An 11,455-nucleotide genomic window follows, 5' to 3' on the forward strand; every position below is an offset into this window, starting at 1 on the left:
CTCCCCCGCCGCCGCCACCTCCCTGCCCGAATGCCGCTCCGGCGGAGGCGGTCGCCAGCACGGCGAGCAGCACCAGACCTGTCCTGCTCATCGACTGTCTCTTGGTGCATCTGTTGAGGTCGAGCATCATCGATCCTGCTGGTAGCCCTGGTTGGTCGTGTTCTGCTTGATGTTGCCGTGGCGGCCCTGGGTATCGAAATTCTCGCGGCCCGGCTCCCGTTCTGTCGGCTCGACGGCCGGATCGGAACCGGGTCCCTTGTTGCTCCGCTGTTCTTCGGGGACTGGAGGCATCTTTGACATGTGCTGCTCCTGTGTCGATGGTTCGCAATGTCGAAATAGAACAATGAGTTGTCGCAGGGGTCGTTCCTGCGCCGATCGCCGCAGCGCGAGACAGGGAACACCGCGCTGCGTCCCGGGTTGATCAGAGGGTGCTGCCGCAGCCCATCCTGCGAGCTCGACAGGGAAACTCTCGACGGGGAAACACATGCCAAAGGCGACTGAACCTGAAACCGATCCGCGAGAGACACCGCTCGACGATCCGCGCCGGAAGACCGATATGCCGACGCACCGGCAGACGGATAAGCCTTGGCAAGGCAATCCCGAGAAGGAACAGATCGATCCGGAACGGCCGCCGCTGGATCTGGAGCGGTGGCAGAAATCGAAGACGCACTAGCAGCGGAGGCCTGCTGGCGTGTCGAGATCGTGAATGACCGGCCGCAGCGGCCCGCCGGAGTGCAGTTCCATCGTTGCCAGCGTAATCGGCAGCTTGAAGCGGCGCTTCCCTGCGCTGCCTGGATTCAGATAGAGCACGCCGTTGATGGTTTCGATCCGCGCGCGGTGGGAATGCCCTGAGACCACAACATCTATCCCGAGCTGGGCAGGATCGATCGTCAGCTCGTTGAGGTCGTGCAGGACGTGGAAGCTGCGGCCGCCGAGGCGCAGCGTTTGTGTTTCGGGAAAGCGTTCAGCCCACGTGCCCCGGTCGACATTTCCCCTGATCGCGGTGACGGGTGCGATGCGGCAAAGCCCGTCCATCACCGCCTGGGCGCCGATGTCGCCGGCGTGGATGATGTGCGAGACGCCGGCGAGGCAGCGCTCCGCCTCGGGCCTCAGCAGTCCATGTGTGTCGGCGATCACCCCAATCATGAACGTCATGTCAGATCACGGCTTCAGTGCACTACATCCAGCGGCATCCGGCCGATTTCCTCACCATCCTCATTCGTGACGAGGATCGAGAGGTGGCGGCCCTTGAGCTCGGGACGCTCCTCGAGCAGGCGCCGCGCAATCTCTTCGGCGACATCCAGAGCCTTGATGTCGTCCGGCAAATCGGCACCTCCCTCGTCGGCTACGGTTTCAGAATCCACCAAATCAAAATGATAGCGCGGCAACGTCTGGTCCTCGGGTGTTCCCGCAGGAACGCGCGGTCTCAGGGCTTCGTTCCGGCGCCGGAGCCATCTGCGGTCCGGCGGGCGGGCATCGCCGTCGATCCTCGGCGAGGGAACTGCCCGCGGGCCTCAGGAGCGGCGCCGCCGCGTCCTCGCGCGGGGTCTGGAACGGCCCGCCCTCGATGCCGCGAATGCCAAGCCGGCAGCGATCCCGAGCACCACGAGCCCCTTGCTGAGCACAGCGGCCGGCGGAACCTGCTTCCGCACCAGCCAGCCGCCGTCGACGGACGTGCCCTGCGGACCCGCTTCGAGCAAGGTGCCTTCGTTCCTTGCTGCGGGACGCGCGCGCGACAGCAGCCAGCGGAATGCAGCTCCTAGGATATTCTCGGTGATCTCAGGGGCAATCGCATAGGCCAGTTGCCCGGCGCGCGCCGGCCACCCCACGGCCATCTCGTCACGCGGCGCGCGGACGAGGCTCAGGAGGGTCTGGGCTACATCTTCGGATTGATAAAGCAGCGGGCCAGGATCGAGCCTTCGTCCGGAAACGTTGGCGCCGTGGACGAAGCCCGGCGTATCGACCATGGACGGAAAGACGCCACAGACGTGAATGTCGGGATGAGCCCGGAGCTCCTGACGCAAGCTTGCGGTGAAGCCGCGCAGGCCGAACTTGCTGGCGGTGTAGGCTGCGGCAAAGGGCGTCGGCGCCCAGCCGTCGAGCGAGATGTTGTTGATCAGGACACCGCGGTTCTGGCGAAGGAAGATCGGAAGCACCGCGAACGCACCATGCATGGTGCCGAGCAGATTGACCTCGATGGTCCGGCGATGAAGCGCGATGTCTGCGTCCTGATAGGCCCCGAACACGCCCGTGCCGGCGTTGTTGATCCAGACGTCGATGCCGCCAAAGGACTCGTCCGCCGCACCGGCCAGACGCTGCACCGCCTCCGCGTCAGTGACGTCGGTTGGCACGGCCAGGGCCCGGCCTCCGAGCGCCTCACACTCGGCAGCAAGCCGCATCAAGACCTCGCCGCGGCGTGCGGCGAGGACCACGCTTGCGCCCTCGCGGGCAAAGGCCAGCGCCGCGGCGCGGCCGATTCCACTGGAGGCGCCGGTGATGACGACGCGCGTGCCGACCATCTGCCCGTGCTCGCGTCCCGAGACGTCCGCGGGAAGCAGCCAGCGCAGGGATCGCCGCAGGCGTGCCGTTCCCTGTGTTTCGAACCAGTCGCCATGCGCAAAGATCACCCGCTCCGGAGCCAGCTTCACGAGCCGCTCGCCCGCAGCCCGCGCCGAACGGCCGCCGAGGCGGAGCAGCAGCCGCAGATAGACCGGGGCCTTCCCGTCCGGCTTGGCAATGCCGAGCAGACTCGCCACGGCTGTATTCGAGGCGCTGAGGTGGTGGGGATCGAGGTTCTGCACGATATCCGTCAGAACCAGCGTCCGGCTCCGCCTGTCGAACAGCTCGACCTCCGAGAACATCGGAGCATTCACCGACACCGTTTCGAGGTCGGCGGCCCATTCCTCCGGCGTCGTGTCTCCAAGCTCGCGATCGACGCGGAGGCCGGCCGCCCGCACCTGCCTGCGCGCCGCAAGGCCGCGCGCAGCAAAGATCGCGGCCTGCGGCAGCTGCCTTTGCCATTCTGGCAGGAACATCCAGTGCGCAATATTCGGCGCCAGCAGGTATCTGATCGTGCCCAGCCGCTCCAGCTCTTCGCGCAAAGCCGGCGAATATCTCACCGGCGAATGCAGCACGAGGTCGCCGTTCGACAGGCGGATGACAGTCATCCGCACGGGCAGTTGCAGGCCGGCGGCGTTGATCGGCTTGTCGTTCACGATCCAGATATCGTCGGTCACCTGCGACAGGCTGGCAGTCGACACACCGGCGTCGGAACTTTGCATGAGCGTCTTTCCATTGCGAGGGCGTTGCACCAAAGCGCGTGGGCGGCGCTCGTTCCTCATCAATGTCTTGGAAAGAACGTCTGGAAATCACATCGCCGCGGTCGTTCGACCTCCTTCGAGCCGCACCCGTAGCGCGTTGCGGGCGTCGGCGATGACATCGACCCAATCGCCCGGCCGTGTTTGATGAAACAGCCGCAGGCTCGGATACCAGAACGAACGCGCTCCGGATTGGGGCCAGCGCCAGTCGCAATCGGCATGCAGCAAGACCCAGGCCTCGCATCCCAGCGCGCCCGCAAGGTGTGCCACCATGGTGTCGACACAGACGACGAGATCGAGCTGCCGCAGGCGATGGCCGAGAGCGACGATATCAGGCGTGCTGATGTCCCGTGCCCCGATCGCCGCGAGCTCTTCGGTGCTGGCGCCGCGCTGGAGCGAATGGAGCGTCACGCCGGATCCAGCGAGATTGCGCAGCAAGACGGCCGGAACCTCCCGCCGCTTGTCCCACTCACCGACTTTCCAGACCAGGCCGACGGCCAGACTTTGCAGCCGAAGCGGTTGTACGGCAACAGGAGGGAGCATCAGGTAGGGAACGCGCATCTCGACCTCATCGCGGCGCGCTCTGATAGCGTGCGGCACCTCCATGATCTCGATGTCGACCTCGAAAGCGCTCTCGGGCGCACCATCATGCAGCGGGATGGCGCGATCGACGCCCGCTGCGCCCTCGACCATCGGCAGCAGCTCGGGTTGACACCACAGGGTGACGCTGCGCGCAATCGCGCGAAGCGGCTTCATGAAGCGCAGGAACTGGATGGTGTCGCCGAGTCCGTGATAGCAGCGCACCAGCACGTGCTTATCTTGCAGGTCCTCGCCGCGCCAGATCCGCTGGAGATGGCGCGGGCCAGTGTGCTTGGGCGGATGCGCGATCTCCAGCAAATCTCGATCGTTGATCCGCCAGGCGCGCCCAAAATCGCCCGCCCTGATCGCTTCCGCCCAGCCGCCCGCCATGTCGCGGTCGCTAGTGTCGCACGAACTTGTGGAATCGACTGAGCTTGCCGTCCTTGGTTCGATCCTGATGCAGGAACGCGATGCCGGCTTCATCGAACTTCTCGAAGAACGCATCCCAGCTGATGCGATCCAACGCTTCATCCGGCGGATCGAAATCAATACGCAGGATTCCGGCGTGGCCACCCTCCTCCGTCGCCTTCACGGTCGCCGGCTTCCCGCCGCGTTCTTCGGCCCATTTCTGGATGACGTTGTGATCGGTGGTCTCGTGGGCTTCGCTGTTCTGTGCCTTGGATGTCATGTCACACCTCGTTCACTAGGCGTGCGATGAACGCCGCACCGCATCGAACCATTGGCCGACAAACGCGGGCCGCAGTGATTGGTTCTTCGCGGCAGATACGAAACGGTCCGCGTGAGGCGAGCATCATCTTCTTCATCTTCATCATGAAAGTCGTTCGTTCCGAGCTGGCGGTACGGGACTTTATCCCATGTTAAGCGCGTCGCATTTTGTCGCGATGAATCGGCCCACGGCGTGCCGCTCGCATCTCCTTCCCAGGAACGAACATACCTTCCACACGTTCGCCGACGTACTTACACCGACTCTTGCACCGACGCCGCATGCTTCCGGAGGGCTTCATTCCATGCATTCTCGTCTCCAACACAGGCGCCGCGTGCGCGTCGGACTCGTCGGCGTCGGCAATTGCGCGAGCTCCTTCGTCCAGGGCCTCACCTACTACCGGAACGCCAAGTCGAACGAGCCGGTCCCGGGACTGATGAATGCAGACCTCGGCGGTTACCATATCAGCGATATCCAGATCGCTTCGGCGTTCGACGTCAACGCCAACAAGGTCGGCCGCGACGTCGCCGATGCGATCTTCGCCGCGCCCAACAACACGCACCGTTTCTCCGACGTCGCGCCGACAGGCGTGATCGTGCAGCGCGGACCGGTCCTGGACGGCATCGGGCATTATCTCACCGACGACGTTCCGATTGCGGAGGTGCCGGAGGCCGACGTGTCCGAAGTGCTGGCGATGTCCCGCACCGACGTTCTGGTCTCCTATCTTCCGGTCGGCTCGCAGCGTGCCAGCGAGTGGTATGCGGCGCGCGCCATCGAGGCCGGCTGCGGCTACGTCAATTGCATTCCGGTCTTCATCGCCTCCAATCCCGAATGGCAGCGCCGCTTCGAGGAGGCCGGCCTGCCGATCGTCGGCGACGACATCAAGAGCCAGGTCGGTGCCACCATCCTGCATCGCGTGCTCGCCAATCTGTTCCGCGATCGCGGGGTGCGGCTCGACCGCACTTACCAGCTCAATGTCGGCGGCAACACCGATTTCAAGAACATGCTCGAGCGCGAGCGGCTGGCCTCGAAGAAGATCTCCAAGACCCAGGCCGTGACCAGCCAGTTCGACGTCCCCATGGACCCCGACAACATCCATGTCGGACCGAGCGACCACGTGCCGTGGCTCACCGATCGCAAGCTCGCCTTCATCCGCCTGGAGGGAACGACCTTTGGCGGCGTTCCCCTGAGCGCCGAGGTCAAGCTCGAGGTCTGGGACTCCCCGAATTCGGCAGGCGTCGTGATCGACGCGGTGCGCTGTGCCAAGCTCGCCATGGACCGCGGCCAGGCCGGAGCGCTGACCGGCCCTTCGAGCTATTTCATGAAATCGCCGCCGCAGCAGTTCACCGACGAGGAGGCCGGACGGCGGACACGCGCCTTCATCGACGACAAGGCGTTTGCGTGATGGCTGGGATCATCCATCTCGTCCGGCACGGGCATCATGCCCTGCTCGGCCGCATCCTGTGCGGCCGGATGAAAGGCGTCGCGCTCGACGATCTCGGCTGTGCGGAAATGGCGCGCTGTGCCGGCACCATCGCGCCGCGGCCATCGCTCATTCAGTCCAGTCCGCAACGGCGCTGCATGCAGTCGGCCTGCATCCTCGCGGCGCATTTCAGGCTGCCGGTCGAGATCGTTCCCGCCCTCGACGAAATCGATTATGGCGAATGGACCGGACGATCGTTCGATGAGCTGGCGCCGGATCCCAGATGGTCGCGCTGGAATGGGCGCCGCGGCACCAGCCGTCCGCCCGGTGGCGAGAGCATGCGGTCGCTTCAGAACCGCATGGTCGCTCATCTGGAGCAGCTGCGTGGCGATCGCAATCTCGACGCCGTGGTCCTCGTCAGCCACGCCGAGCCGATCCGCGCCGCGCTGCTGCACTATTCGCGCACGCCGCTCGACCAGTTTCTTTCGATCGAGATCGATCCGGCCAGCATCAGCACGCTCCGCGCCGACAGAAGCGGCATGAAGATCACCAGGATCAACCAACGGGTGACGGCGTGAAGATCATCATCTTCGGCCTGACAATCTCGTCTTCCTGGGGCAACGGTCACGCCACCTTGTGGCGCGGCCTCTGCAAGCATCTCGCGCGTTCGGGACACAGCGTCGTCTTCTTCGAGCGCGACGTGCCCTATTATTCCGGTGCCCGGGATCTCTACGAGCTGCCGGGCGGCGCGCTCCGACTGTTCGCGAACTGGGACGATGTGCGGCAGGCGGCAAGCGCGGAGGTCCGTGACGCCGACGTTGCGATCGTGACCTCCTATTGCCCCGATGCGATCGCCGCGACCGAGCTGATCCTTGCTGAGGATCGTGCCGTTCCCGTGTTCTACGACCTCGATACTCCGGTCACGCTGGCAAGGCTCATCGCCGGCGAGGCCGTTCCCTATATCGGCCCGCGCGGCCTGCGGGACTTCGCGCTGGTGCTCAGCTTTACCGGCGGGCCTCACGTTGCGGACGAATTCCGCAACAGGCTCGGCGCGCGCGACACGCGGCCGCTTTATGGGCATGTCGACACAGACATCCACCATCCGGTCGCGCCGCAGCCGCATTATCGCGCCGATTTGTCCTATCTCGGCACCTACTCCGAAGACCGCCAGCACACGCTCGAGGCGCTTTTCGTTGCGCCCGCGCGGGCGCGCCAGGATCTCCGCTTCCTGATCGGCGGCGCGCAGTACCCGGACGATTTCCCATGGTCGCCCAACATTTATTTCGTGCGGCACCTGCCGCCGTCCGAGCACGCGCCGTTCTTTGCCTCATCGCGGCTGACCCTCAACGTCACCCGCCGGGCCATGGCGGAGATGGGCTGGTGCCCGTCCGGCCGGCTGTTCGAGGCCGCGGCCTGCGGTGCCCCGCTGCTGAGCGACGACTGGCCCGGAATAGCGGACTTCTTCGCGCCCGGAGAAGAGATCCTGATCGCACGCGACGAGCACGACGCGCTTGCCGCACTCGCGATGCCGGATGCCGAGCTCAGGCGCATGGCCCTGCGCGCCTATGAGCGCACCATGGACCAGCACACATCCGACAAGCGGGCGCGTGAACTGATCTCGATGCTCGAGCAGATTGCGTCGAGCCGCATCAGCCGGCAACAAATCGAGGAGGCCTGATCATGTGGGGCATCGTTCCGGCCGCGGGCCGCGGCAGCCGTATCCAGCCGCTTGCGTTCTCGAAGGAATTGCTGCCGGTCGGCAGCCGGCATGACGACGGTACCGACCGTCCCTGCGCGGTCTCCGAATATCTGCTGGAGCGCCTCATCCTCGGCGGCGCGGACAAGATCTGCTTCGTGATCTCGCCCGGCAAGTCCGACATCCTCGAATATTTCGGCGACCATTACGGCAGCGCCGAGCTCGCCTATGTGGTGCAGCCCGAAGCCTCCGGCCTGTGCGACGCGGTGTTCAGGGCAAGCACCGTCGTCGGGCGGCACGAAGACGTCATGGTCGGCTTGCCCGACACGGTGTGGTTTCCCAAGGCGGCCCTGCAATCCCTGCCCGAGGCAGACCTCTCGTTCCTGCTGTTCCCGGTCGAGCACCCCGAATTCTTCGATGCGGTGGTGCTGGACGGCGAGCAGGTGACGGAGATCCAGGTCAAGCAGCCGAATGCAGCCTCGCGCTGGATCTGGGGTGCTTTCAAGATGTCGGCCCACGGCTTCCGCCAGCTCCAGGCGCTGTGGCACGCACGCGAACGCCGCGACGAATATTTCGGGACGCTGGTCAATGCGTACCTTTCGGCCGGCGGCAACGGCATCGGGGTCAAGGCCGGCGAATCCTACGTCGATGTCGGCACCATCGACGGCTATCGCACGGCAATGGCCCTGCTCGCCGAGGGCGTCGAGGGCCGTTCCAAGTCGCGGACCCGCGCCTCATCGGACGGGGCCCGGCCGGTCTCAATGAATAACGGAGCGATTGCATGACCAGAGGCGCCCTCTCCCGCGAGGAAATCCGCCAGCGCGTCGATGCGCTGGGGCCATGGTTTCACAATCTCGACCTCAAGGGCGTGCCGACAGCGCCGTCGCACTTTCTCGGCGACTACCCCAATGTGAAGTGGCAGCGCTTCTCCGGCATCATTCCGGACCGGCTCGAAGGCAAGACCGTGCTCGATATCGGCTGCAATGCCGGCTTCTACGCAATGGAGATGAAGCGGCGCGGCGCCGAACGCGTGCTCGGCCTCGACACCGACGAAGAATATCTGGCCCAGGCCCGCTTCGCGGCCGAGGTGAACGGGCTCAGGATCGAATTCCGCAAGATGTCGGCCTATGATGTCGGGCAGCTGCGCGAAAAGTTCGACCTCGTGATCTTCATGGGCGTGCTCTATCATCTGCGACACCCGCTGCTGGCGCTGGACCTGATCCATGAGCACGTCGCCGGCGATCTCCTCCTGTTTCAGTCGATGCTGCGCGGCGACAGCCGGGTCGATGCGATCGAGAAGAATTACGACTTCTGGACTACCGATCAGTTCGATTCCTCCGGCTACCCGAAGCTGCACTTCATCGAGCACAAATATGCCGACGACCCCACCAATTGGTGGGTGCCCAATCGCGCCTGCGTCGAGGCCATGCTGCGCAGCGCCGGCTTTGCCATCGCGGCCCATCCGGAAGAGGAGGTCTATCTGTGCAAGCGCACGACGCGGCCGCAGGTCGACGGGCCGGTTTATCCGTCACGGGAGGCGAGCCGATGATCGAGGCTGCCAAGATCTGGAACGAGCCCAACAACAAGTCGCATTGGGACCTGCTGATCGACCCGGACTGGGCGATGTTCGCGAATCTTGCCCTCGCGGCGGGAAAGGCTATGCGCAGCGCGCATCCGACCTTGCCGCGCGTGCTCGGCGGCATTTCGCCGATCGACCCGTCCTTCATGCGCAGCATGCAGGCGCGCGGCGTGCTCGACCACGTCGACGCCGTCGCCGTGCACGGCTTTCCGCTCGACTGGAATTTATGGCAGATCGGAGAATGGCCGGCCAAGATCGAGGAGATCAAGGCCGTCACCTCGCTCCCGGTCTGGGTGACCGAGGTCGGCGTCTCCTCGTTCGGCGCCGAGGAGGTGCAAGCCTGGGGCCTGTCGCGCACCGCCGACCTTCTGATCGGCCGCGCGCCGCGCATCCACTGGTACAGCCTCTATGATCTCCCTTCGGCCTGGGAGGCGACCACGCGGCACAAGGAGGCCGAGGGGTCCTCCTATTACCGGCATTTCCACATGGGCCTGCTGCGCGAGGATGGAACGCCGAAAGCCGCGGCGGAGCTGTTCGGCCAATACGCCGCCGACATGGGCCTCTGCCAGTGGTTTCATTTCGAGGACCATCGTCTCGATGATGCCGTGCGCTGGATGCGACGGTTCGGCGTGCGGCACTTGCGGACCGGCCTGTCATGGGCCGACAGCTTCCGCCCCAACGCACTGGACTGGTTCGACCGCCAGATGGATGCGCTGGCCGAGTTCGAGATCACTGTGACGTTCTGCTTCACGCCGGAGCACCGCGGTCTCGAACCGCATCACACCAGCCCGCCGCTCGACGTGAACGAGTTCGCCGATTTCTCCGCGCAGATGGTCGAGCGCTATTGCACGAAGACCGGTCTCGCCTCCTCTAGTGGCGTCTCCCCGCCGATCAGGGAGCCGACATGCGTGCCCTGATCCTGGTGATGGATTCCGTCGGAATCGGCGCCGCGCCCGACGCCGCCAATTACGGCGACGAAGGTGCCGACACCATCGGCCACATTGCGGATGCATGCATGGCCGGGCGTGCCAATAGTCCGCAGCGGGAGGGGCCGCTGTGCCTGCCAAATCTCGTGGTGCTCGGCCTCGGCGAGGCCTGCCGCCTTGCGACGGGGCGCGTCCCGCCCGGGCTCGACGGCCGGGTTCAGGGTGCGCGCCATGGATGCGCCAGCGAGATATCGAGGGGCAAGGACACGCCATCCGGCCATTGGGAGATCGCCGGCGTGCCTGTCGCGTTCGACTGGGGCTATTTTCCAAAGATCCAGCCCTGCTTCCCGCGCGATCTCGTAACAAAGCTGTGCGAACAAGCCGGACTGCCCGGCATCCTCGGCAACTGCCACGCCTCCGGCACCGACATCATCGCCGAATTCGGCGAGCGCCACATGCGCAGCGGCGAGCCGATCTGCTACACCTCGGCCGACAGCGTGTTCCAGATCGCGGCGCACGAGGAGACGTTCGGGCTTGAGCGGCTTTACGACGTTTGCACGATCGCGAGACGGCTGGTCGATCCCCTGAACATCGGCCGCGTCATCGCGCGTCCGTTCGTCGGAACGGACGCAGGCAATTTCAAGCGCAGCTCGCACCGGCGCGATTTCTCGGTTCCGCCGCCCGAGCGAACCATCCTCGACCTTGCAGAAACTGCCGGCCGCGACATCGTCACGATCGGCAAGATCGACGACATCTTCGCTCATCGCGGCACCGGGAGAAACCTGCGCGGCGACGGCAATGCAGCGCTGTTCGATGCCACGCTCGATGGGCTTGGAGGCCTTGCAGAAGGCGGGCTTTTGTTCGCCAACTTCATCGATTTCGACACGCTCTACGGCCACCGCCGCGACGTCGCCGGCTACGCAGCGGCGCTCGAAGCTTTCGACGCCCGCCTCCCCGAGCTGCTGAGCCGGCTGCGAAGCGACGATCTCCTCATCATCACCGCCGATCATGGCTGCGATCCGACCTGGAGCGGCACCGATCATACGCGCGAGCAGGTCCCGATCCTGGCGTGGACCGCGCAGTCAACGGCTCCGATCGGCCGACGCGCCGGCTTTGCCGACATCGGCGCGACGGTTGCAAGACATCTCGACCTGCCGGCGCCACTTCATGGCGCGCATTTCTAGCCGGGATTCTAGCTGGGATTCACTTGG

At 65.2% G+C, this 11,455-nt stretch carries 14 protein-coding genes; 8 read left to right on the forward strand and 6 right to left on the reverse strand.

Annotated elements, in window-relative coordinates:
- Window positions 1-126: 126 nt before the first annotated feature.
- Window positions 127-300 carry a hypothetical protein gene (locus tag I6F21_RS10550; protein ID WP_192893250.1) on the reverse strand — a complete coding sequence of 58 codons (174 nt, stop codon included), beginning with the start codon at window positions 298-300 and terminating at the stop codon, window positions 127-129.
- A gap of 184 nt (window positions 301-484) precedes the next feature.
- Between I6F21_RS10550 and I6F21_RS10555 the strand changes: the two genes are divergently transcribed.
- Window positions 485-673 (forward strand): hypothetical protein, encoded by a 189-nt coding sequence (locus tag I6F21_RS10555; RefSeq protein ID WP_036005037.1) that lies wholly within the window; start codon window positions 485-487, stop codon window positions 671-673.
- Here I6F21_RS10555 and I6F21_RS10560 read toward each other — a convergent pair.
- The 5 genes from I6F21_RS10560 to I6F21_RS10580 all read right to left on the reverse strand — a co-directional run bounded on the left by I6F21_RS10560 (window position 670) and on the right by I6F21_RS10580 (window position 4,584).
- Window positions 670-1,155 (reverse strand): metallophosphoesterase family protein, encoded by a 486-nt coding sequence (locus I6F21_RS10560; RefSeq protein ID WP_225141470.1) that lies wholly within the window; start codon window positions 1,153-1,155, stop codon window positions 670-672. The two genes, I6F21_RS10555 and I6F21_RS10560, sit on opposite strands and share 4 nt — an antisense overlap.
- A 14-nt stretch (window positions 1,156-1,169) precedes the next feature.
- Window positions 1,170-1,388 carry a hypothetical protein gene (locus I6F21_RS10565; protein WP_036005044.1) on the reverse strand — a complete coding sequence of 73 codons (219 nt, stop codon included), beginning with the start codon at window positions 1,386-1,388 and terminating at the stop codon, window positions 1,170-1,172.
- Between the two features lie 126 nt (window positions 1,389-1,514).
- Window positions 1,515-3,281, reverse strand: a complete 1,767-nt coding sequence (locus tag I6F21_RS10570; RefSeq protein ID WP_225183140.1) for an SDR family oxidoreductase — start codon at window positions 3,279-3,281, stop codon at window positions 1,515-1,517.
- A gap of 87 nt (window positions 3,282-3,368) precedes the next feature.
- Window positions 3,369-4,286: a hypothetical protein gene (locus tag I6F21_RS10575; RefSeq protein ID WP_225141466.1), complete on the reverse strand. Its 918-nt coding sequence runs from the start codon at window positions 4,284-4,286 to the stop codon at window positions 3,369-3,371.
- 10 nt (window positions 4,287-4,296) lie between these two features.
- Window positions 4,297-4,584, reverse strand: coding sequence for a hypothetical protein (locus tag I6F21_RS10580; RefSeq protein WP_057029924.1), 288 nt, complete (start codon window positions 4,582-4,584; stop codon window positions 4,297-4,299).
- 340 nt (window positions 4,585-4,924) lie between these two features.
- Between I6F21_RS10580 and I6F21_RS10585 the strand changes: the two genes are divergently transcribed.
- Genes I6F21_RS10585 through I6F21_RS10615 form a run of 7 tightly spaced genes read left to right on the forward strand, consistent with a single transcriptional unit; the run spans window position 4,925 to window position 11,428 of the window.
- The gene (locus I6F21_RS10585) at window positions 4,925-6,025 is read left to right on the forward strand and encodes an inositol-3-phosphate synthase (protein ID WP_225111874.1); all 1,101 of its coding nucleotides are present in this window, start codon (window positions 4,925-4,927) and stop codon (window positions 6,023-6,025) included.
- Window positions 6,025-6,621 carry a histidine phosphatase family protein gene (locus I6F21_RS10590; protein ID WP_225141464.1) on the forward strand — a complete coding sequence of 199 codons (597 nt, stop codon included), beginning with the start codon at window positions 6,025-6,027 and terminating at the stop codon, window positions 6,619-6,621. The genes I6F21_RS10585 and I6F21_RS10590 overlap by 1 nt, the downstream gene beginning before the upstream one ends.
- Entirely contained in the window at window positions 6,618-7,721 is a 1,104-nt protein-coding gene (locus I6F21_RS10595; RefSeq protein WP_225141462.1) for a glycosyltransferase, read from the forward strand. The genes I6F21_RS10590 and I6F21_RS10595 overlap by 4 nt, the downstream gene beginning before the upstream one ends.
- 2 nt (window positions 7,722-7,723) lie before the next feature.
- Window positions 7,724-8,524 carry a nucleotidyltransferase family protein gene (locus I6F21_RS10600; protein WP_036023674.1) on the forward strand — a complete coding sequence of 267 codons (801 nt, stop codon included), beginning with the start codon at window positions 7,724-7,726 and terminating at the stop codon, window positions 8,522-8,524.
- Window positions 8,521-9,288 (forward strand): TIGR04290 family methyltransferase, encoded by a 768-nt coding sequence (locus tag I6F21_RS10605; RefSeq protein WP_074448197.1) that lies wholly within the window; start codon window positions 8,521-8,523, stop codon window positions 9,286-9,288. Before I6F21_RS10600 ends, I6F21_RS10605 begins: the two co-directional genes overlap by 4 nt.
- On the forward strand, window positions 9,285-10,235 hold the full coding sequence (locus tag I6F21_RS10610; RefSeq protein ID WP_225141460.1) for a beta-xylosidase: 951 nt from the start codon (window positions 9,285-9,287) through the stop codon (window positions 10,233-10,235). The genes I6F21_RS10605 and I6F21_RS10610 overlap by 4 nt, the downstream gene beginning before the upstream one ends.
- Window positions 10,223-11,428 (forward strand): phosphopentomutase, encoded by a 1,206-nt coding sequence (locus tag I6F21_RS10615; protein WP_225128989.1) that lies wholly within the window; start codon window positions 10,223-10,225, stop codon window positions 11,426-11,428. The genes I6F21_RS10610 and I6F21_RS10615 overlap by 13 nt, the downstream gene beginning before the upstream one ends.
- The last annotated feature ends 27 nt before the right edge of the window (window positions 11,429-11,455 follow it).

It is taken from the genome of Bradyrhizobium sp. NBAIM03 (genome assembly GCF_020194055.1).
Classification (GTDB): Bacteria; Pseudomonadota; Alphaproteobacteria; order Rhizobiales; family Xanthobacteraceae; genus Bradyrhizobium; species Bradyrhizobium yuanmingense.

Excerpts from the sequence above, each read along its gene's own strand:
- I6F21_RS10550 (WP_192893250.1), bottom strand. The coding sequence starts at position 300 with ATGTCAAAGATGCCTCCAGTCCCCGAAGAACAGCGGAGCAACAAGGGA.
- I6F21_RS10555 (WP_036005037.1), top strand. The coding sequence starts at position 485 with ATGCCAAAGGCGACTGAACCTGAAACCGATCCGCGAGAGACACCGCTC.
- I6F21_RS10560 (WP_225141470.1), bottom strand. The coding sequence starts at position 1,155 with ATGACGTTCATGATTGGGGTGATCGCCGACACACATGGACTGCTGAGG.
- I6F21_RS10570 (WP_225183140.1), bottom strand. The coding sequence starts at position 3,281 with ATGCAAAGTTCCGACGCCGGTGTGTCGACTGCCAGCCTGTCGCAGGTG.
- I6F21_RS10575 (WP_225141466.1), bottom strand. The coding sequence starts at position 4,286 with ATGGCGGGCGGCTGGGCGGAAGCGATCAGGGCGGGCGATTTTGGGCGC.
- I6F21_RS10580 (WP_057029924.1), bottom strand. The coding sequence starts at position 4,584 with ATGACATCCAAGGCACAGAACAGCGAAGCCCACGAGACCACCGATCAC.
- I6F21_RS10585 (WP_225111874.1), top strand. The coding sequence starts at position 4,925 with ATGCATTCTCGTCTCCAACACAGGCGCCGCGTGCGCGTCGGACTCGTC.
- I6F21_RS10590 (WP_225141464.1), top strand. The coding sequence starts at position 6,025 with ATGGCTGGGATCATCCATCTCGTCCGGCACGGGCATCATGCCCTGCTC.
- I6F21_RS10600 (WP_036023674.1), top strand. The coding sequence starts at position 7,724 with ATGTGGGGCATCGTTCCGGCCGCGGGCCGCGGCAGCCGTATCCAGCCG.
- I6F21_RS10605 (WP_074448197.1), top strand. The coding sequence starts at position 8,521 with ATGACCAGAGGCGCCCTCTCCCGCGAGGAAATCCGCCAGCGCGTCGAT.
- I6F21_RS10610 (WP_225141460.1), top strand. The coding sequence starts at position 9,285 with ATGATCGAGGCTGCCAAGATCTGGAACGAGCCCAACAACAAGTCGCAT.
- I6F21_RS10615 (WP_225128989.1), top strand. The coding sequence starts at position 10,223 with ATGCGTGCCCTGATCCTGGTGATGGATTCCGTCGGAATCGGCGCCGCG.